The 19,575-nt window shown below is 57.3% G+C and carries 16 protein-coding genes; 5 read left to right on the forward strand and 11 right to left on the reverse strand.

Annotation, left to right across the window (positions count from 1 at the left end):
- Positions 1 to 91: 91 nt before the first annotated feature.
- The 3 genes from LDK53_RS16240 to glpE are packed head-to-tail and all read right to left on the reverse strand — an operon-like array spanning position 92 to position 2,077.
- Positions 92 to 850 carry a DeoR/GlpR family transcriptional regulator gene (locus LDK53_RS16240; protein WP_025758123.1) on the reverse strand — a complete coding sequence of 253 codons (759 nt, stop codon included), beginning with the start codon at positions 848 to 850 and terminating at the stop codon, positions 92 to 94.
- A gap of 16 nt (positions 851 to 866) precedes the next feature.
- Positions 867 to 1,697: a rhomboid family intramembrane serine protease GlpG gene (gene glpG, locus LDK53_RS16245; RefSeq protein WP_025758124.1), complete on the reverse strand. Its 831-nt coding sequence runs from the start codon at positions 1,695 to 1,697 to the stop codon at positions 867 to 869.
- Positions 1,698 to 1,744: 47 nt separating this feature from the next.
- On the reverse strand, positions 1,745 to 2,077 hold the full coding sequence (gene glpE / locus LDK53_RS16250) for a thiosulfate sulfurtransferase GlpE (RefSeq protein ID WP_225287579.1): 333 nt from the start codon (positions 2,075 to 2,077) through the stop codon (positions 1,745 to 1,747).
- Between the two features lie 188 nt (positions 2,078 to 2,265).
- On the opposite strand from glpE, the gene glpD reads away from it, so the two are divergent.
- Entirely contained in the window at positions 2,266 to 3,774 is a 1,509-nt protein-coding gene (gene glpD / locus LDK53_RS16255) for a glycerol-3-phosphate dehydrogenase (protein ID WP_225287580.1), read from the forward strand.
- A gap of 88 nt (positions 3,775 to 3,862) precedes the next feature.
- Here the strand turns inward: glpD and glgP are convergent, their stop codons facing one another.
- The 6 genes from glgP to asd all read right to left on the reverse strand — a co-directional run bounded on the left by glgP (position 3,863) and on the right by asd (position 14,565).
- Entirely contained in the window at positions 3,863 to 6,310 is a 2,448-nt protein-coding gene (gene glgP / locus LDK53_RS16260; protein ID WP_225287581.1) for a glycogen phosphorylase, read from the reverse strand.
- An 18-nt stretch (positions 6,311 to 6,328) separates the two neighbouring features.
- Positions 6,329 to 7,762 (reverse strand): glycogen synthase GlgA, encoded by a 1,434-nt coding sequence (gene glgA / locus LDK53_RS16265; RefSeq protein WP_025759652.1) that lies wholly within the window; start codon positions 7,760 to 7,762, stop codon positions 6,329 to 6,331.
- Positions 7,762 to 9,057 carry a glucose-1-phosphate adenylyltransferase gene (gene glgC, locus LDK53_RS16270; RefSeq protein ID WP_008503066.1) on the reverse strand — a complete coding sequence of 432 codons (1,296 nt, stop codon included), beginning with the start codon at positions 9,055 to 9,057 and terminating at the stop codon, positions 7,762 to 7,764. The genes glgA and glgC overlap by 1 nt, the downstream gene beginning before the upstream one ends.
- Positions 9,058 to 9,074: 17 nt before the next feature.
- The gene (gene glgX / locus LDK53_RS16275) at positions 9,075 to 11,048 is read right to left on the reverse strand and encodes a glycogen debranching protein GlgX (RefSeq protein WP_225287582.1); all 1,974 of its coding nucleotides are present in this window, start codon (positions 11,046 to 11,048) and stop codon (positions 9,075 to 9,077) included.
- Positions 11,045 to 13,231, reverse strand: coding sequence for a 1,4-alpha-glucan branching enzyme (gene glgB / locus LDK53_RS16280; RefSeq protein WP_155031831.1), 2,187 nt, complete (start codon positions 13,229 to 13,231; stop codon positions 11,045 to 11,047). The genes glgX and glgB overlap by 4 nt, the downstream gene beginning before the upstream one ends.
- 230 nt (positions 13,232 to 13,461) lie before the next feature.
- Positions 13,462 to 14,565: an aspartate-semialdehyde dehydrogenase gene (gene asd / locus LDK53_RS16285; protein WP_047959626.1), complete on the reverse strand. Its 1,104-nt coding sequence runs from the start codon at positions 14,563 to 14,565 to the stop codon at positions 13,462 to 13,464.
- Positions 14,566 to 14,742: 177 nt separating this feature from the next.
- Here asd and yhgN point away from each other — a divergent pair, with 177 nt between their 5' ends.
- Positions 14,743 to 15,336, forward strand: coding sequence for an NAAT family transporter YhgN (gene yhgN / locus LDK53_RS16290; RefSeq protein WP_025759646.1), 594 nt, complete (start codon positions 14,743 to 14,745; stop codon positions 15,334 to 15,336).
- Positions 15,337 to 15,400: 64 nt separating this feature from the next.
- Here the strand turns inward: yhgN and tusA are convergent, their stop codons facing one another.
- Positions 15,401 to 15,643, reverse strand: a complete 243-nt coding sequence (gene tusA, locus LDK53_RS16295; protein WP_008503071.1) for a sulfurtransferase TusA — start codon at positions 15,641 to 15,643, stop codon at positions 15,401 to 15,403.
- Between the two features lie 167 nt (positions 15,644 to 15,810).
- On the opposite strand from tusA, the gene LDK53_RS16300 reads away from it, so the two are divergent.
- On the forward strand, positions 15,811 to 16,476 hold the full coding sequence (locus LDK53_RS16300) for a 7-cyano-7-deazaguanine/7-aminomethyl-7-deazaguanine transporter (RefSeq protein WP_045286763.1): 666 nt from the start codon (positions 15,811 to 15,813) through the stop codon (positions 16,474 to 16,476).
- A 72-nt stretch (positions 16,477 to 16,548) separates the two neighbouring features.
- Positions 16,549 to 17,106: a DcrB family lipoprotein gene (locus LDK53_RS16305; RefSeq protein ID WP_094919395.1), complete on the forward strand. Its 558-nt coding sequence runs from the start codon at positions 16,549 to 16,551 to the stop codon at positions 17,104 to 17,106.
- Between the two features lie 4 nt (positions 17,107 to 17,110).
- Here the strand turns inward: LDK53_RS16305 and LDK53_RS16310 are convergent, their stop codons facing one another.
- Positions 17,111 to 18,328, reverse strand: a complete 1,218-nt coding sequence (locus tag LDK53_RS16310) for an MFS transporter (protein WP_225287583.1) — start codon at positions 18,326 to 18,328, stop codon at positions 17,111 to 17,113.
- Positions 18,329 to 18,473: 145 nt separating this feature from the next.
- On the opposite strand from LDK53_RS16310, the gene LDK53_RS16315 reads away from it, so the two are divergent.
- Positions 18,474 to 19,523, forward strand: a complete 1,050-nt coding sequence (locus LDK53_RS16315) for an AI-2E family transporter (protein WP_045286765.1) — start codon at positions 18,474 to 18,476, stop codon at positions 19,521 to 19,523.
- The last annotated feature ends 52 nt before the right edge of the window (positions 19,524 to 19,575 follow it).

Raw genomic sequence — 19,575 nt, forward strand, 5'->3', positions numbered from 1 at the left:
GCGGCCTGATGCCCTCACCCCGGCCCTCTCCCACAGGGAGAGGGAGAACAATTGGTAGGTCGGGTAAGCGCAGCGCCACCCGACACAACCGTTAGCACAGTTCCAGCTGCAAATTATTATCTTTAATCACCTGCATAACGCCCGCCGGCGGCATCACGTCGGTATAGACCGCATCCACCATGCTGATGCTGCCCATGTTGACCATCGCGTTACGGCCAAACTTCGAGTGATCCACAACCAGCATCACGTGGCGCGAGTTTTCAATGATCGCCCGCTTGGTGCGTACTTCGTGGTAATCAAATTCCAGCAGCGAGCCGTCGCTGTCGATGCCGCTAATCCCGAGAATGCCGAAGTCGAGACGGAACTGAGAGATAAAATCGAGCGTCGCTTCACCGATAATCCCGCCATCGCGGCTGCGCAGTTCACCGCCGGCGAGAATAATGCGGAAATCGTCTTTCTGCATCAGGGTATTGGCCACGTTCAGGTTGTTGGTCACGATGCGCAGGTTCTCGTGATCCAGCAGGGCATGGGCCACCGCTTCCGGCGTGGTGCCGATATCAATAAACAGCGTCGCCCCGTTGGGGATCTGGCTGGCCACTTTACGGGCAATGCGCTCTTTTTCTGCCGTTTGCGTGGCTTTGCGGTCGTGCCAGGAGGTGTTGACCGAGCTGGACGGCAGCGCTGCCCCACCGTGATGGCGCAGAATGCGGTTTTGATCGGCCAGGTCGTTCAGGTCACGACGGATGGTTTGTGGGCTGACGGCAAACTGCTCAACCAGCTCTTCGGTGCTGACGTATCCCTGTTTTTTTACCAGTTCGATAATGGCGTCATGGCGTTGTGTTTGTTTCATCAATTATCCCTGAGAATTATGTTCGTTTTCGCGCATGGAGCGTGTCGGCAAAGGCCATCGCCAGCCCAACGGCCAGCCCGGTGACGTGCGCACCATTGGCGATAGACATACCAAACAGATCAAACCATCCGGCAATAAGCCATATTAACGCAAAGGTTATTAATCCGCGCTGCAGATAGATGCCACTTTCAGGGTCACGCTCCCCCCTGAGCCAGACATAGCCCATCAGGGCGTACACCACGCCGGAGAGCCCGCCAAACCACGGGCCGCTGAATTTGTGCTGCACGTAGCCGCTCAGCAGGGCGCTAATAATGGTGATAACGATCAGCTTCCCGCTGCCCAGACGCTTCTCCACGGCACCGCCGAGATACCACCACCAGAGCAGGTTAAAGAGGATATGCATCACCGAGAAGTGCATCAGCGCGTGGGTAAAGTAGCGCCAGACGTCAAAATCCAGAGACGGGTCATACGGCCACGCCAGGGCGATCATGACGCTCTGGTCGCCCACCACATTCATGATAATGAAGACGATAATGCAGGCCGCCATCAGCAGCAGCGTAAACGGGCCTGCGCGCTCGCGAATGGTGGCAAGAAAGGGAAAGCGGCTGTAGTGCAATCCGCTACCGGTCTGACCCGACTGCCAGCTTGCAGCCAGATAGCGCGGGTCACCAGGGTTTTCCAGAAAACGCGCCAGCTCCTCGTTTACCCGCCCGGCCTGGCTCTCATCGGCCAGCCAGACGTCGGTCTGTGTATGTTGCTGGATGGTCAGAATAACGCCCTGCGTCGCCATATAGTCGACAAACGCCTGGGCGACGCGCGGGTTGGTAAAAGAGGTGATCATCAACATGGGCAGCGGTCGCTTATTTCCACACAAAAGGGGACAGTATAGGGGGATCAGCGCCCAAAAGCGTATTCCACTTCCGCCGGGAAATGGCGATGCCAGGCATCGAAGCCACCATCGACGCTGTATACCGCCTCGTAACCCTGCTGAAGCAGATACTGCGCCGCGCCTTTACTGCTGTTGCCGTGGTAGCACATCACCATCACCGGCGTGTCGAAGTCGTTATCGCGCATAAAGGCGCCCAGCGTGTCATTGGTGAGATGGAACGCGCCTGGCGTGTGGCCCATCGCAAAACTCTGCGGATCGCGGATGTCCACCAGCACCGCTTTTCCCTGGTGCATCTTCTGGTGGGCTTCTTCTACGTTAATACATTCAAACTGATCCATGGTGTTCTCTTTACAGTGGTCGGCGACATGATTTTACCGCGTAGTGTACGTCCTGGCGGCGGGTAAACGCCATTATGTTATCCATATCACTCTAAATTGTTTTTTTGATGTTACCAAAAGCGCGTTCCTTTGCTATTATGAGCGATATCGAACATTTCTGAGCTTTAACGAAAGTGCGTGAGGGTGTTATGGAAACCAAAGATCTGATTGTGATAGGCGGTGGCATCAACGGTGCCGGTATTGCGGTCGATGCCGCAGGACGCGGCTTATCCGTACTGATGCTGGAAGCTAACGATCTCGCCTGTGCGACCTCGTCCGCCAGCTCCAAACTGATTCACGGTGGCCTGCGCTACCTGGAACACTACGAATTCCGCCTGGTCAGTGAAGCCCTGGCTGAACGTGAAGTGCTGTTAAAAATGGCGCCGCATCTGGCGATTCCGATGCGCTTCCGCCTGCCCCATCGCCCGCATCTGCGTCCGGCGTGGATGATCCGAATCGGTCTGTTTATGTACGATCATCTGGGTAAACGTACCAGCCTGCCGGGTTCGACCGGTTTGCGTTTTGGCTCAGAATCGGTCCTTAAACCTGAAATCGTGCGCGGTTTCGAATATTCCGACTGCTGGGTAGACGATGCGCGCCTGGTGCTGGCCAATGCGCAGATGGTCGAGAAGAAAGGCGGCGAGGTGAAAACCCGCACCCGTGCCACCGCCGCCCGCCGTGAAAACGGCCTGTGGATTGTCGAAGCGGAAGATATCGATACCGGCGAGAAATTCAGCTGGAAAGCGCGCGGCCTGGTGAACGCCACCGGTCCGTGGGTGAAACATTTCTTTGACGACGGCATGCATCTGCCCTCCCCGTACGGCATTCGCCTGATCAAAGGCAGCCATATTGTGGTGCCGCGCGTGCATACCCAGAAACAGGCCTACATTCTGCAGAACGAAGACAAGCGCATTGTGTTCGTCATCCCCTGGATGGACGAATTCTCGATCATCGGCACCACCGACGTGGAGTACAAAGGCGATCCGAAAAACGTTGAGATCGACGAGAGCGAAGTTAACTACCTGCTGAAAGTGTATAATGCGCACTTTAAGAAACAGCTGTCGCGCGATGATGTGGTCTGGACTTACTCCGGCGTGCGTCCGCTGTGCGATGATGAATCGGATTCCCCGCAGGCCATCACCCGCGACTATACGCTTGATATTCACGACGTAGACGGCCAGGCGCCGCTGCTGTCGGTGTTTGGCGGTAAGCTCACCACCTACCGTAAGCTGGCCGAGCACGCGCTGGAAAAACTGGCACCGTACTACAAAGGCATTGGCCCGGCATGGACCAAAGACGCGGTACTGCCCGGCGGTGATATTGGCGGCAACCGCGATGATTACGCCGCGAAGCTGCGTCGTCGCTTCCCGTTCATCACCGAGGGGATGGCACGCCACTATGCCCGCACCTACGGCAGCAACACCGAACTGCTCCTGGGTGACGCGAAAGCGCTTGCCGATCTGGGCGAACATTTCGGTCACGAGCTGTACGAAGCCGAGCTGCGTTATCTGGTCGAACACGAATGGGTTCGCCGTCTGGACGATGCCATCTGGCGTCGTACCAAAGAAGGGATGTGGCTTAACGCCGAACAGCAGTCCCGCGTGGCGCAGTGGTTGCTGCAGCATGCGGGGAAGCGTGAGCTGTCGCTGGCGTCTTGATGTGAAAAAAAGCCCGGTGGCGCTACCGCTTACCGGGCCTACGGGATCGACCAGGCCGGGTAAGGCGTAGCCGCCACCCGGCTTTGTTTTACAACCGCACCGGATCAATATGCCAGATCGTCTCGGCATACTCCTTGATGGTCCTGTCAGACGAGAAATACCCCATATTGGCGATGTTATGCATCGCGGCACTGGTCCACTTCTCCTGCTGACGGTACAGCTCGTCCACCCTGTCCTGACAGTTCACATAGCTGCGATAATCTGCCAGTACCTGGTAGTGGTCACCAAAGTTAATCAGCGAATCCACCAGGTCGCGGTAACGGCCCGGCTCCTCAGGGCTAAACACGCCGGTCGCAATCTGCGTCAGCACCTGACGTAGCTCTTCATCCTCTTCGTAATATTCACGCGGCGAGTAGCCTTTCCGGCGCAGCGCCTCCACCTCTTCCGTCGTATTACCGAAGATAAAGATATTGTCTTCCCCCACATGCTCCAGCATCTCGACATTCGCCCCGTCCAGGGTACCGATAGTCAGCGCGCCGTTGAGGGCAAACTTCATGTTACTGGTGCCGGAGGCTTCCGTTCCCGCGGTGGAGATCTGCTCAGAGAGATCCGCCGCCGGGATGATCAGCTGCGCCAGGCTGACGCTGTAGTTCGGGATAAACACCACCTTCAGCTTGTCACCAATATCCGGATCCTGGTTTACCACCTTCGCCACATCGTTGATCAGATGAATGATGTGCTTCGCCATGTAATAGGCGGAGGCCGCCTTACCGGCAAAGATCTTCACGCGCGGAACCCATTCCGCCGTTGGATCGGCCTTGATGCGGTTGTAATGGGTGATCACGTGCAGCACGTTCATCAGCTGACGCTTGTATTCGTGGATGCGTTTGATCTGCACGTCGAACAACGCTTTCGGGTTGGCCACCACGTTGAGGTGGAGCGCCAGCCAGACCGCCAGCCGTTTTTTGTTCAGCAGCTTGGCTTCGCGCACGGCCTTATTCACCGTCGGGAAATCAATATGCTGTTCAAGCTCGCTCAGTTGGCTCAAATCGGTACGCCAGGTGCGGCCGATATTCTCGTCCAGCACCTCAGAGAGCGGCTGGTTAGCCAGCGCCAGCCAGCGGCGCGGCGTAACGCCGTTGGTAACGTTGCAGAAGCGCGTCGGGAAGATCTTCGCGAAGTCCGCAAACAGCGACTGCACCATCAGGTTTGAGTGCAGCTCAGATACCCCGTTCACCTTGTGGCTGATCACCACCGCCAGCCAGGCCATGCGCACGCGGCGGCCGTTGGATTCATCAATGATGGATGCCCGGCTCAGCAGTCCAGTATCGTTCGGGTACTGCTCCTGCAGGGTCTTGAGGAAGTAGTCGTTAATCTCAAAGATAATCTGCAGATGGCGCGGCAGGATCTTGCCCAGCATATCCACCGGCCAGGTCTCCAGCGCTTCGCTCATCAGCGTGTGGTTGGTGTACGAGAACACCTGACAGGTCACCTCAAAGGCGTCGTCCCAGCTGAACTTATGCTCGTCAATGAGCAGGCGCATCAGTTCCGGAATGGAGAGCACCGGGTGGGTGTCGTTGAGGTGAATCGCGGTTTTCTCCGCCAGATTGGCGTAGGTTCTGTGCAGCTGATGGTGGCGGCTGAGGATATCCTGAATCGTCGCGGAGACGAGGAAATATTCCTGACGCAGGCGCAGCTCGCGACCGGAATAGGTCGAGTCGTCCGGGTACAGCACGCGGGACACATTCTCGGAGTGGTTTTTATCCTCCACCGCCGCGAAGTAGTCACCCTGGTTAAATTTACCGAGGTTGATTTCGCTACTGGCCTGCGCGCTCCACAGGCGCAGCGTGTTGGTGGCATCGGTGTCGTAGCCGGGGATAATCTGGTCGTAGGCCACCGCCAGGATCTCCTCGGTTTCTACCCAGCGGGATTTTTTCCCTTCCTGCTGAATACGCCCGCCAAAACGCACCTTGTAACGCGTATTGTGGCGTTTAAACTCCCACGGGTTACCGTACTCCAGCCAGTAGTCCGGTGACTCTTTCTGGCGCCCGTCGACGATATTCTGTTTGAACATGCCGTAGTCGTAGCGAATACCGTAGCCGCGGCCCGGCAGCGCCAGCGTCGCCAGCGAGTCGAGGAAGCAGGCGGCAAGACGCCCCAGACCGCCGTTACCGAGGCCCGGGTCGTTCTCTTCGTCGATCAGTTCTTCTAGATCTAACCCCATCTCTTCCAGCGCGGTTTTGACGTCGTCATAAATACCGAGCGACAACAGCGCATTGGACAGGGTGCGGCCAATCAAAAATTCCATCGACAGGTAGTAAACTTGTCGCGTTTCCTGCGAGAGCTGGGCGCGGTTTGAGCGCAGCCAGCGTTCCACTAAGCGGTCGCGCACCGCAAACAGGGTGGCGTTCAGCCACTCGTGCTTGTTGGCGATAACCGGATCTTTCCCGATGGTGAACATCAGCTTGTAGGCGATGGAGTGCTTTAACGCCTCAACGCTGAGCGTGGGTGAAGAGTAGCTAAAGGGAGCGTTCATATCAGTAACTTCGCCTCGTTACATCAAGCGTTGATAAAGATCGCGGTACGACTGCGCCGCGACATGCCAGCTAAAGTCCATGGACATCGCCTGACGTTGGACGTAACGCCACAGCGATGGACGGGACCACAAGACGAAAGCACGCCGAATCGCCCGTAGCAGCGACCAGGCATTACTGTCCTCAAAGACAAACCCGCTGGCGATACCGTCCGCCAGGTTTTCCAGAGAGCTATCGGATACCGTATCCGCCAGCCCGCCCGTGCGGCGTACCAGCGGCAGGGTGCCGTATTTCAGACCGTAGAGCTGCGTCAGGCCGCAGGGTTCGAAACGGCTCGGCACCAGAATGACGTCCGCGCCGCCCATAATGCGGTGCGAAAACGCCTCGTGATAACCAATCTGCACGCCCACCTGCCCCGGATGTTCCGCGGCGGCGGCCAGGAAACCTTCCTGCAGTACCGGGTCGCCCGCCCCGAGCAGGGCCAGCTGTCCCCCCTGCTCCAGTAAACCGGGCAGCGCCTCCAGCACCAGATCCAGCCCTTTCTGGCTGGTCAGGCGGCTCACTACCGCGAACAGCGGCACTTTGTCGTTAACCTTCAGGCCCATCGCAATCTGCAGCTGGCGTTTGTTTTCCGCTTTGTCTTCCACCGAATCACGGCCATAGCGCGACGCCAGCAGGAGATCGGTTTCCGGGCTCCAGATCTGTTCGTCGACGCCGTTCAGAATGCCCGACAGGCGCCCTTCACGATGGCGCTGGCGCAACAGCCCCTCCAGACCGTAGCCAAACTCAGGCTGGGTAATTTCGCGGGCGTAGGTTGGGCTCACGGCGGTAATATGATCGGCGTAATAGAGCCCGGCTTTCAGGAACGAGATCTGCCCGTTAAATTCCAGCCCATGCATGTTATAGAACGATAATGGCAGATCGATTTCACTCATGTGATGAGCATAGTACATCCCCTGATAGGCCAGGTTATGCACGGTGAAGACCGATTTCGCCGGGTGGCCGCGCGCCGCGAGATACGCCGGGGCCAGCCCGGCGTGCCAGTCGTGCGCATGCACAACATCCGGGCGCCAGAACGGATCCAGCCCCGTCGCCATTTCTGCACCGACCCAGCCAAGCAGCGCAAAGCGCAACACGTTGTCGGTATAGGCGAACAGGTTCGTATCGTGATACGGGCTGCCCGGTCGGTCGTATAAGTGTGGCGCGTCGATCAGGTAGATCCCTACACCGTTGTAATGCCCAAACAGCAGGGTAATGCGTCCGGCAAACGTGTCACGGCGGGTCACCACTTTCGCATCAGGTATACCGCGCCGGATATCCGGGAAGGCGGGCAGCAGGACTCGGGTATCCACGCCTCCGGCGATTTGCGCCGCCGGTAATGCACCCAGTACATCTGCCAGACCGCCCGTTTTTAATAACGGGAACATCTCAGAACATACGTGTAAAACCTGCATCATCGCTCCTGTTTGATTTGCAGCTTCCGCAACATTTCCCGTGTGACTAACACGATCCCCTCTTCCGAACGGTAGAAACGACGCGCGTCTTCTTCCGCATTCTCCCCAATGACCATCCCTTCAGGGATGACGCAGGCACGGTCGATCACGCAACGACGCAGACGACACGAACGCCCTACCCAGACATCCGGCAGCAAGACTGCCGAATCGATATTACAGAATGAATTTATCCGCACGCGGGGGAACAGTACCGACTGCACCACCACCGAGCCTGAAATGATGCACCCGCCGGACACCAGCGAGTTCAGCGTCATACCGTGGCTACCGGAGCGGTCCTGAACGAATTTGGCCGGCGGCAGCGATTCCATATGCGTACGAATCGGCCAGTTTTGATCGTACATATCCAGCTCAGGCGTGACGGAGGCTAAGTCGAGGTTCGCTTTCCAGTACGCTTCCAGCGTTCCCACATCGCGCCAGTAAGGTTCCGCATTCGGGTCTGACTGCACGCAGGACAACGGGAATGGATGTGCATACGCCATGCCAGCTTTGGTGATTTTCGGAATGATGTCTTTACCGAAGTCGTGGCTAGAATTTTCGTCTTTGTCGTCTTCTTCCAGCAGCTCATAAAGATAATCGGCATCAAAGACATAGATCCCCATGCTGGCGAGGGATTTGGTGTCATCTCCCGGCATGGTTGGCGGGTTCGCCGGTTTTTCAACGAAGTCGATGATTTTGTCGTCTGCGTCCACGTGCATCACGCCAAACGCCGTCGCTTCAGCAACGGGCACCGGCAGACACGCCACGGTGCAGCGCGCCCCTTTTTCGACGTGGTCGATGAGCATGTGGGAGTAATCTTGCTTGTAAATATGGTCCCCGGCGAGGATCACGATGTATTCCGCGTTATAGCGGCGAATGATGTCGAGGTTCTGCGTCACTGCATCCGCCGTGCCGCGGTACCAGTTCTCCCCGTGAACGCGCTGCTGAGCAGGAAGCAGATCGACAAACTCGTTCATCTCTTCGCTGAAGAATGACCAGCCGCGCTGAATATGCTGAACCAGCGTGTGCGACTGATACTGCGTAATGACGCCAATGCGGCGAATGCCTGAGTTCAGGCAGTTGGAGAGCGCAAAGTCGATAATGCGGAACTTACCACCAAAGTGAACAGCCGGTTTGGCGCGCTTGATGGTCAAATCTTTCAGACGGGTACCACGCCCACCCGCAAGGATCAGGGCAACCGTTTTTAATGGTAGCTGGCGTGCCAACATTAAGGGATCGTTCTTCTCTAATCTAACCATGACTAACTCCTTTTTTATCATCTTTGGAATACGCACACTCCGTGCGCAGGCCCGTGCCAGACAGCCATTACTACCGGATTATCCGCTCCGGCAAAGGGGGGAACGGCGCGCCATTCCCCGTCAGGTAAAACAATCTCTGCGACATCATCCGTCGCGTTCAGCGTGACCAGCCAGCGATCCGACAACAGGATCTGCAGGCGGGGTACACCGTGTTGCCACTCTTGCGCGCTTAACGGTTGCGCGTCTTTATTCAGCCAGCGAACGTTTCCGTCACCCTCTTCCCACCAGCAGTCGGCGGTCAGTGCGGGAATGTGCTGGCGAAGATGGATCAGCGCCGCGGTGAAGTGGATCAAACCGCTGTTCGCTTCTCCCCAGTCGAGCCAGGTTAAGGTGTTGTCCTGGCAATACGCATTGTTGTTACCGTGCTGGCTGTGGCCATGCTCATCGCCGGCCAGCAACATCGGCGTGCCCTGCGACAATAAAAGCGTTGTCAGCAGCGCATGTACGCTGGCGCGTCGCCGCTCGATAACATCCAGACTTCCGCCTAATCCTTCTATACCATGATTAAAGCTATGGTTATTGTTAGTGCCATCGCGATTCTCTTCGCCGTTTGCCTCATTGTGTTTCTGATTGAAACAAACGCAGTCCCTGAGGGTAAAACCGTCATGCGCCGTTAACAGATTGATGGTGGCTGACGGGCGTTTACCGTCACGCTTAAAGAGATCGCTGGATGCGGCAAAGCGTCCGGCAAATTCCCCCAGCGACAGATTCCGCTCCAGCCAGAAGCGGCGCACGGCATCGCGATAATGATCGTTCCACTCGGCAAACAGCGGCGGGAAATTCCCGACCTGATAGCCGCCTTCACCGATGTCCCACGGCTCCGCCATGAGCTTGACCTGTGAGAGCACCGGACAGTTTTTTATCGCCTCAAACAGCGGCGCCTGCTGGCTGAACGCCGGCGTGCGCCCCATGACGGGCGCGAGGTCGAAACGAAAACCGTCGACGTGGAACGTGTCTACCCAGTATTTCAGGCATTCATACGCAAAATGCGTGACCGCCGGATGGCTGAGATTGAGGGTGTTACCGCAGCCGGTCCAGTTCTCATAATCGCCATCCTGCCTGATCCAATAATAGCTACGGTTATCAATTCCGCGCATGGAGAGCGTCGGGCCATCGAGATCGCTTTCCGCACTGTGGTTCAGCACCACGTCCAGAATGACCTCAATACCCGCCGCATGCAGCGCCTTCACCGCGTCGCGAAACTCGTCCCGCGCCTTGTCAGGATGGACGGCATAACGCGGCTCAAGCGCGAACATCGCCAGTGGGTTGTAGCCCCAGTAGTTGCTCAGCCCCAGCCGCTGCAGGCGAGGCTCGCTGGCGAAATGGGCGACGGGCAGCAGTTCCAGGGCGGTAATGCCAAGGTGTTTCAGGTAGGCGACCATCGTCGGATGCCCAAGCGCCTTATAGGTGCCGCGCATCTCTTTGGGGATCGACGGGTGCAGGTAGGTCAGCCCTTTGACGTGGGCTTCATAAATGACGGTATTGCCCCACGGCGTGTGCGGCGGGGCATCGTCTTCCCAGTCATAGAGATCGTTCACCACCACGCTTTTTGGCGCGACGGGCGCGCTGTCGCGGTGGTCGGGCTCGCCGTAGCCCACGTGGAACAGCGGGTCGTCTTTAAATTCACCGTCCACGCGGCGCGCGCACGGGTCAATCAACAGCTTCGCAGGGTTAAACCAGTGTCCCTGCGCGGGTTCCCACGGACCGTGCACGCGAAAGCCATAGTGCAACCCTGGCCGACCTCCGGCCAGGTAACCGTGCCAGGTATCCCCGGTGCGGGCAGGTAAATCATAACGGTGTTCGTTACCTTCACCGTCAAACACGCACAGTTCTACCCGCTCAGCATGGGCGGAAAAGAGGGTGAAATTGACCCCCTTGCCGTCAAAACTCGCCCCGAGCGGTTCGGGTTTACCTGCCGTAAGCTGCGTCATTCGCCCTCCCGCACCAGCCAGATAGTGCTAAGCGGCGGCAGCGTCAGGCTCAGGGAGTTTGGCCGCCCGTGGCTTTCGATGGCATCGCTCTGCACTAGCCCGCCGTTACCGGCGTTGCTGCCGTGGTAATGCATTGAATCGGTGTTGAGAATTTCGCGCCATTTACCCGCCTGATTAATCCCGAAGCGGTAATGGTGGCGCGGAACGGGCGTGAAGTTGCTGGCGACGATAATTTCGTTACCCGCCTTGTCACGACGCACAAAGACAAACACCGAGCGCGCATGGTCATCCACCACCAGCCACTCAAAGCCGTAAGGATCGAAGTCCAGCTCGTGCAGCGCTTTGTGATGGCGGTAGGTCAGGTTCAGGTCACGGACCAGACGCTGCACGCCGTGATGCCAGTTATCGCCTCCTTCCAGCAGATGCCAGTCGAGGCTGGAATCGTGGTTCCACTCGCGTCCCTGGGCAAACTCATTGCCCATAAACAGCAGTTTTTTACCCGGGAAGGCAAACATCCAGCCGTAGTAGGCGCGCAGGTTGGCAAACTTCTGCCACGCGTCGCCCGGCATGCGGTCGAGAATAGATTTCTTACCGTGAACCACCTCATCGTGCGACAGCGGCAGCATGAAGTTTTCGGTGTAGTTGTAGAGCATCCCGAACGTCAATTTATCGTGATGATACTGACGATAAACCGGATCGAGTTTCATGTAGTCGAGCGTGTCGTGCATCCAGCCGAGGTTCCACTTGTACCAGAAGCCCAGACCGCCCATTGACGGTGGACGGGAGACGCCGGCAAAGTCGGTCGACTCTTCCGCCATCGTCACCGCGCCCTCAACCTGCTCGCCAATAATGCGGTTGGTGTTACGCAGGAACTCAATCGCTTCCAGGTTTTCGCGGCCGCCAAATTCGTTCGGGATCCACTCGCCCTCTTTGCGGCTGTAGTCACGGTAGATCATCGACGCCACCGCATCCACGCGCAGGGCGTCAATGCCGAAGCGCTCGATCCAGTACAGCGCATTCCCGACAAGGTAGTTCGCGACTTCACGACGCCCGTAGTTATAGATCAGCGTATTCCAGTCCTGGTGATAGCCTTCACGCGGATCGCTGTGCTCGTACAGCTTTGTGCCGTCAAACTCGGCCAGCGCGAAATCGTCCGCCGGGAAATGGCCCGGCACCCAGTCGAGGATGACGTTCAGCCCGGCGGCGTGCGCGGCATCGATGAAATAGCGGAAATCATCACGCGTGCCGAAGCGGCGCGTTGGCGCATACAGCCCGGTAGGCTGATAGCCCCAGCTGCCGTCGAATGGGTGTTCGTTAACCGGCAGCAGCTCAAGGTGGGTAAAGCCCATCCATTTGGCGTACGGCACCAGCTGGTCCGCCAGCTCGCGGTAGCTCAGCCAGAAGTTGTTATCCGTGTGGCGACGCCAGGAGCCGAGATGCACCTCATAGACGGAGATCGGCGCATCGAAGCGGTTGGCCTGTTTGCGCTCCTCGGTCTGCACAACTTTCTCCGGCAGGCCGCAGATCAGCGAGGCGGTGTCCGGGCGCATCTGCGCTTCAAAGGCGTAAGGGTCGGATTTAATGCGCAGCTTGCCGTTGGCATCGATCATCTCGAACTTATAGAGCTGCCCGTTGTGCGCCCCGGGGATAAACAGCTCCCAGATGCCGGTTTCCCGACGCAGGCGCATCGGGTGACGTCGCCCGTCCCAGTAGTTGAACTGCCCCACCACGGAGACCCGCTGGGCATTGGGCGCCCACACGGCAAACCGCGTGCCGGTGATCCCATCCATCGTATCCGCATGGGCACCCAGCGTTTCATAAGGACGCAGATGGGTCCCTTCGGACAGCAGCCAGGCATCCATCTCTTTTAAGAGCGGGCCAAAGCTATAGGGGTCGTCAATCAGGTTTTGCTGGCCGTGCCAGATGACGGCGAGCTGGTAACGAAAGGGGTTTTTACGACGAGGCATGACGCCTGAGAAGAAGCCACGCGAATCGAGGCATTCCAGATTACCCACCTTGCGGCCGGTTTTGGGTTCAATCACCCAGACTTCCGTCGCATCCGGTAACAACGCACGGACTTCAAGCCCGGCCTCAGTACGGTGCATCCCTAGCACAGAAAAGGGGTCGGCAAAATGACCCGCAATAAGCGCATTAATCACGTCTCTCGAAATACGATCGGACATGGTATTCATCCTGTTTTTTTATGTCGTCCTTTTTAGCGCCCGGGACGACTTTAATGTGACCTGAACGAGCATCCTGTCAGCCCGTCCTAACCTCAGGTAAGAAATGACTCTTCCTTAAAGCATAGCCAACGCTCTACATGACTCCTGATAAAAAATAAGACATCTGCGTTTTACTCCCTGTAGTACGCAAAAAAAGGGGGTGAAAATCACCCCCGGTAGTTAACAAATTATTACGCCAGCTGGCGCAGCATGCGGCGCAGCGGCTCGGCGGCACCCCACAGCAGCTGGTCACCCACGGTGAACGCGGAGAGATACTCCGGCCCCATGTTCAGCTTACGCAGACGGCCAACCGGCGTGGTTAGCGTGCCGGTTACGGCTGCTGGGGTCAGTTCACGCATGGTGATATCGCGATCGTTTGGCACCACTTTCGCCCACGGGTTGTGCGCGGCCAGCAGCTCTTCCACGGTCGGAATAGACACATCTTTTTTCAGTTTAATGGTGAAGGCCTGGCTGTGGCAGCGCAGCGCGCCGATACGCACGCACAGACCGTCAACCGGAATGGTGTTCGCGGTATTGAGGATTTTGTTGGTCTCGGCCTGGCCCTTCCACTCTTCGCGGGTCTGGCCGTTATCCAGCTGTTTGTCGATCCACGGGATCAGGCCACCGGCCAGCGGTACGCCAAAGTTATCCACCGGCAGCTCGCCGCTGCGGGTCAGCTGGGTGACTTTACGCTCGATATCAAGGATCGCAGACGCCGGGTTGGCCAGCTCGGTCGCGACGCTGTTATGCAGCTGGCCCATCTGGGTCAGCAGCTCACGCATATGACGCGCGCCGCCGCCGGACGCCGCCTGGTAGGTCGCCACGGAGACCCACTCCACCAGGTCCTGCGCGAACAGGCCGCCGAGGGACATCAGCATCAGGCTGACGGTACAGTTACCGCCGACAAAGGTTTTCACGCCCTTGTTCAGCCCCTCGGTGATCACGTCCTGGTTAACCGGGTCGAGGATGATAATGGCATCGTCTTTCATGCGAAGCGACGAGGCGGCGTCAATCCAGTAGCCCTGCCAGCCGCTTTCACGCAGCTTCGGATAAATTTCGTTGGTATAATCGCCGCCCTGGCACGTCACAATAATGTCGAGTGCCTTCAGCGCTTCCAGATCGTAAGCATCCTGCAACGTACCGGTGGAACCACCAAAGGACGGCGCAGCCTGGCCAAGCTGGGAAGTGGAGAAGAAGACCGGGCGGATGGCGTCGAAATCGCGCTCTTCAACCATGCGTTGCATGAGTACAGAGCCGACCATACCGCGCCAGCCGATAAAACCAACGTTTTTCATAGCATTTTTTTCCTGCAAGGGGTGTGTGCTGATTGTGCAAGCCAGTATTGAACTGGGATATGCTTCACATTACAAAATGCTGCCAAAGTCGCAAGCGAAATTAATCGATGATTGCCCGGCTATCAGAAAAAGAGCTAATCATCATAATAACCATAGAGAGTTTCAGGGATAATTTACATGAGTGAAATCATTTCCGCCGCGGTTTTATTGATCCTGATAATGGATCCGCTGGGAAACCTGCCGATCTTCATGTCGGTGCTAAAGCATACCGAGCCGAAGCGCCGCCGGGCGATCATGATCCGCGAGCTGCTCATCGCCCTGCTGGTGATGTTTATCTTCCTGTTTGCCGGTGAAAAGATCCTCGCGTTCCTGAACCTGCGCGCCGAAACCGTTTCGATTTCCGGCGGGATTATTCTGTTCCTGATTGCCATTAAGATGATTTTCCCGAGCGCGGAAGGCAGCAGCAGCGGCCTGCCCGCCGGTGAAGAGCCGTTTATTGTGCCGCTGGCGATCCCCCTCGTTGCCGGACCGACCATTCTGGCCACGCTGATGCTGCTGTCGCATCAGTATCCCAATCAGATGAGCCATCTGGTGATTGCTTTACTGATCGCCTGGGGCGGGACATTTATTATCCTGCTCCAGTCGTCGCTGTTCCTGCGCCTGCTGGGCGAGAAAGGGGTGAATGCGCTGGAGCGTCTGATGGGGTTGATTCTGGTGATGATGGCAACGCAGATGTTCCTGGACGGGATCCGGACGTGGATGAAAGGATGACGTTCTCCCTCTCCCCATGGGAGAGGGCCGGGGTGAGGGCATCAGGCCGCAGAGGGCAGCCCACTTAACCCTTACGAATCAAATACCGGTACGGTAGCGCCTCAGTCTGCTGTGCCACCAGCTCATGCTCCATAAAAGTACAAAACCCGGGGATATCGCGGGTCGTTGCCGGATCGTCGGCGATGATCAGCAGCGTTTCCCCGGTCTGCATGTTGCGCACGGTTTTACGTACCATCATTACCGGTTCCGGGCAGCGAAGGCCCTGGGCGTCAAGGGTGTGGTCTGGGCTGGAAAACAGGTCGGTCATGATCTTCTCGGTCAGGTAAAAACGGCTGTAGTTTACGCCCCGTGGCAGTCAATGCAAACCAGGTTAACGATTGCGTAAAAACTAACCATTGCAATGTCCTGCCAAAGCAGTATCATTCTGCGGTTTTTATTGGGTTCCCTCACCCCAACGTATAAAAAGGTCACAATATGACGCAGTTTTCTGAATCACAGCGCGTAAAAGCGTTGTTCTGGCTTTCGCTTTTCCATTTGCTGGTGATCACCTCCAGCAACTATCTGGTGCAGCTCCCGATCGCCATTTTTGGTTTTCACACCACCTGGGGCGCGTTCAGTTTTCCGTTTATTTTCCTCGCCACGGATTTAACCGTACGTATCTTTGGCGCACCGCTGGCCCGACGCATTATTTTTGCCGTCATGCTTCCGGCGCTGTTCATCTCGTACGTGATTTCCTCCCTGTTCTATATGGGAAGCTGGCAGGGCTTTGAGGCGTTGACCCACTTCAACCTGTTTGTCGCCCGTATCGCCACCGCAAGCTTTATGGCTTATGCGCTGGGGCAGATCCTCGACGTGCATGTGTTTAATCGCCTGCGTCAGAATCATCGCTGGTGGATGGCCCCCACCGCCTCGACGCTGTTCGGCAACGTCAGCGATACGCTGGCGTTCTTCTTCATCGCCTTCTGGCACAGTCCGGATGCGTTTATGGCCGAACACTGGATGGAGATCGCCCTGGTGGACTACTGCTTCAAGGTGCTCATCAGCATTGTCTTCTTCCTGCCCATGTACGGCGTCCTGTTGAATATGCTGCTGAAAAGGCTGGCAGATAAATCTGAAATCACAGCATTACAGGCTGGTTAAAGGTTCGCTTTATCAGTTGTGATAAGATGAGCGAATGAGCCGTTATGGCCGTTTATCGAAAGGAAGAAGTCAATGCGCAATCTGGTTAAATATGTCGGGATTGGCCTGCTGGTTGTGGGTCTTGCAGCCTGTGATAACAGCGACACGAAAACGCCTGCTCAGGGTGCATCCGCTGAGAGCAACGCAACCGGTCAGCCGGTGAATCTGATGGATGGCAAACTCAGTTTCTCTCTGCCAGCCGATATGACTGACCAGAGCGGCAAGCTGGGTACGCAGGCGAACAATATGCACGTTTACTCCGACGCAACCGGTCAGAAAGCGGTCATTGTGATTGTGGGCGATAACACCAGCGAAGACCTGGCCGTCCTGTCCAAACGCCTGGAAGATCAGCAGCGCAGCCGCGATCCGCAGCTGCAGGTGGTCACCAACAAGTCCATCGAACTGAAAGGCCACACGCTGCAGCAGCTGGACAGCATCATCTCTGCAAAAGGCCAGACCGCTTACTCTTCTGTTGTGCTGGGCAAGGTCGATAACAAACTGCTGACCCTGCAGATCACCCTGCCAGCGGAAGATCAGCAGAAAGCGCAAACGGCTGCGGAAAACATCATTAACACCATCGTGATCCAGTAACGCTTCACGATGATGACGTGGCCTCCGGTGCCTGCACCGGGGGCCATTTTTTTAGCCGCCATGTCAGCATCAAGGCAATCACCACCAGACCCGCCGCGGCCAGATAGATAACCGGTACGCCTGCCCAGGCCATCACCAGACCCGCCAGCGGGCCGGTAATGCCTAATGACATATCCATAAATACCGTATAGGTCGCCAGCGCCGCCCCCTGATTCTGCGGCGGCACGGCTTTAACTGCCACCACACCCAGTGCCGGGAAGACCAGTGAAAAGCCCGCCCCCGCAAGGAAGACGCCCACTTTCGCGACCCATGGTGCCATGGCTATGCCGGTCAACAGCAGGCCAACCATCTCCACCACAAAGCAGATCATCGCCACGTTCAGCCCGCCCAGACGGTTGATACCGTTAGGGAAAAGTAACCGCGCGCCCACAAACGCACAGCTGAACAGGGTTAACGCAAAGGCGGCGCCGTCCCAGCCTTTGGCATCGTAAAACAGGGTAATGAAGGTGGCGATGACCCCGAAGCCGGTGGTCGCCAGCGCCAGCGCCATCCCGTATGGCCAGACCCGTCCGAGCACTGCCCGGAACGGCAGTGGTTTACCTTTGCTGGCTTTGACTTTCGGGCGCGGCAGGGCAAAGAGGATCGCCACCAGCGCGACCAGCATGATGGTGCCCGCCAGCCCGTAGAGACCGCCATACGCATAACACATCACCCCAAGCGGGGCGCCCAACGCCATTGCGCCGTAGGTGACAATGCCGTTCCAGGAGATCACCCGTCCAATGTGCGGCGCACCGACCACCCCCACGCCCCACAGCGTTGACCCGGTTCCCGCCAGGCTTTGCCCAATGCCGAGGATGACGCGGCCCAGGCAGAGCAACACCAGACTGACCAGCGGCCAGTGGCTGGTTGTGGCAGCCAGCAGGTAGCTCAGCCCACTCAGGAAACAGCCGCACAACCCGACAACCACGATGCTTTTTGGACCGAACAGGTCCGCGTAGCGTCCGGCATGCGGGCGGCTCAGGAGCGTGGCGAAATACTGCAGGCTAATCACCAGCCCCGCCCAGAAGGCACTGAAGCCCATAACGTCATGGACATAGCCCGGCAAGATCGCCAGCGGCAGGCCGATGGTCAAATAGCTGGCAAAGTTGAAAATCACGACGGACACGATGCGCAGATTGAGGCGCAGTCCGCTTAGCGCCGGTTCAGCGGCAGGTTCGGGCATGGGGTTTTACCTGGAATTTTGCAACAGTGTTTCACTATTACCACGACGCCAACAGAAAATCAGCAGCGACTTTTCAGATTAACGGTGCCAGACGAGGCGGATCCCGCGCACTACACTTAACGGGCAACCACATAAAGGAACACGCATGACCCCTAATCCGTCCGACAAAGCTGGACTCCATATCTTATTAAAACTCGCCTGTCTGGTGGTTATCCTTGCGGGTATCCATGCCGCCGCTGACATTATTGTCCAGCTCCTGCTGGCGCTCTTTTTTGCCATCGTGCTTAACCCGCTGGTGACCTGGTTTTTACGCCGGGGCGTCAGCCGCCCGGTGGCTATTACCATCGTGGTTATTGTGATGCTGATTGCCCTGACGGCGCTTTTCGGCGTGCTGGCGGCCTCCCTGAGCGAGTTCTCCACGATGCTGCCGCAGTACAACAAAGAGCTGACGCGGAAGATCGTGGCGCTGCAGGAGATGGTCCCCTTTCTTAATCTGCATATCTCACCCGAACGGATGCTGCGCAGGATGGATTCAGAGAAAGTCATGACCTACGCCACCACGTTGATGACGGGTCTCTCCGGGGCGATGGCCAGCATTCTGCTGCTGGTCATGACGGTGGTGTTTATGCTGTTCGAAGTGCGCCACGTCCCCTATAAGCTGCGCTTTGCGCTGAATAATCCCCAGATCCACATTGCCGGCTTACACCGGGCGCTGAAGGGCGTCTCCAAATATCTGGCGCTGAAAACGCTGCTGAGCGTATGGACCGGGATCATTGTCTGGCTGGGGCTGATGCTGATGGACGTGCAGTTCGCGCTGATGTGGGGCGTGCTGGCCTTTCTGCTCAACTACGTGCCCAATATTGGCGCGGTGCTCTCTGCCGTACCGCCGATGATTCAGGCGTTTCTGTTTAATGGCTTCTACGAGTGCATGCTGGTGGGGGCGCTGTTCCTCGTGGTGCACATGGTGCTGGGGAATATTCTTGAGCCGCGCATGATGGGCCACCGGCTGGGAATGTCGACGCTGGTGGTGTTCTTATCTTTACTGATTTGGGGATGGCTGCTGGGTCCGGTCGGGATGCTGCTGTCAGTCCCGCTCACCAGCGTGTGTAAGATCTGGATGGAGACCACCAAAGGCGGCAGCAAGCTGGCCATTCTGCTTGGGCCGGGACGACCGAAAAGCCGGTTGCCCGGGTAAGCGCTCTCGTCTGGTTAGCCATTCCTGGGGTCAATGGATTATAGTAATGGTT

This window comes from Enterobacter sp. K16B, from assembly GCF_020216105.1.
GTDB lineage: Bacteria > Pseudomonadota > Gammaproteobacteria > Enterobacterales > Enterobacteriaceae > Enterobacter > Enterobacter sichuanensis.

What these genes read in the sequence shown, in the direction of transcription:
- LDK53_RS16310 (WP_225287583.1), bottom strand. Translation starts at nt 18,328, where the DNA reads ATGCCCGAACCTGCCGCTGAACCGGCGCTAAGCGGACTGCGCCTCAAT.
- glgX (WP_225287582.1), bottom strand. Translation starts at nt 11,048, where the DNA reads ATGACGCAGCTTACGGCAGGTAAACCCGAACCGCTCGGGGCGAGTTTT.
- glpG (WP_025758124.1), bottom strand. Translation starts at nt 1,697, where the DNA reads ATGTTGATGATCACCTCTTTTACCAACCCGCGCGTCGCCCAGGCGTTT.
- LDK53_RS16300 (WP_045286763.1), top strand. Translation starts at nt 15,811, where the DNA reads ATGACGCAGTTTTCTGAATCACAGCGCGTAAAAGCGTTGTTCTGGCTT.
- asd (WP_047959626.1), bottom strand. Translation starts at nt 14,565, where the DNA reads ATGAAAAACGTTGGTTTTATCGGCTGGCGCGGTATGGTCGGCTCTGTA.
- tusA (WP_008503071.1), bottom strand. Translation starts at nt 15,643, where the DNA reads ATGACCGACCTGTTTTCCAGCCCAGACCACACCCTTGACGCCCAGGGC.
- glgB (WP_155031831.1), bottom strand. Translation starts at nt 13,231, where the DNA reads ATGTCCGATCGTATTTCGAGAGACGTGATTAATGCGCTTATTGCGGGT.
- glpE (WP_225287579.1), bottom strand. Translation starts at nt 2,077, where the DNA reads ATGGATCAGTTTGAATGTATTAACGTAGAAGAAGCCCACCAGAAGATG.
- glgP (WP_225287581.1), bottom strand. Translation starts at nt 6,310, where the DNA reads ATGAACGCTCCCTTTAGCTACTCTTCACCCACGCTCAGCGTTGAGGCG.
- LDK53_RS16315 (WP_045286765.1), top strand. Translation starts at nt 18,474, where the DNA reads ATGACCCCTAATCCGTCCGACAAAGCTGGACTCCATATCTTATTAAAA.
- yhgN (WP_025759646.1), top strand. Translation starts at nt 14,743, where the DNA reads ATGAGTGAAATCATTTCCGCCGCGGTTTTATTGATCCTGATAATGGAT.
- glgA (WP_025759652.1), bottom strand. Translation starts at nt 7,762, where the DNA reads ATGCAGGTTTTACACGTATGTTCTGAGATGTTCCCGTTATTAAAAACG.
- LDK53_RS16240 (WP_025758123.1), bottom strand. Translation starts at nt 850, where the DNA reads ATGAAACAAACACAACGCCATGACGCCATTATCGAACTGGTAAAAAAA.
- LDK53_RS16305 (WP_094919395.1), top strand. Translation starts at nt 16,549, where the DNA reads ATGCGCAATCTGGTTAAATATGTCGGGATTGGCCTGCTGGTTGTGGGT.
- glgC (WP_008503066.1), bottom strand. Translation starts at nt 9,057, where the DNA reads ATGGTTAGATTAGAGAAGAACGATCCCTTAATGTTGGCACGCCAGCTA.
- glpD (WP_225287580.1), top strand. Translation starts at nt 2,266, where the DNA reads ATGGAAACCAAAGATCTGATTGTGATAGGCGGTGGCATCAACGGTGCC.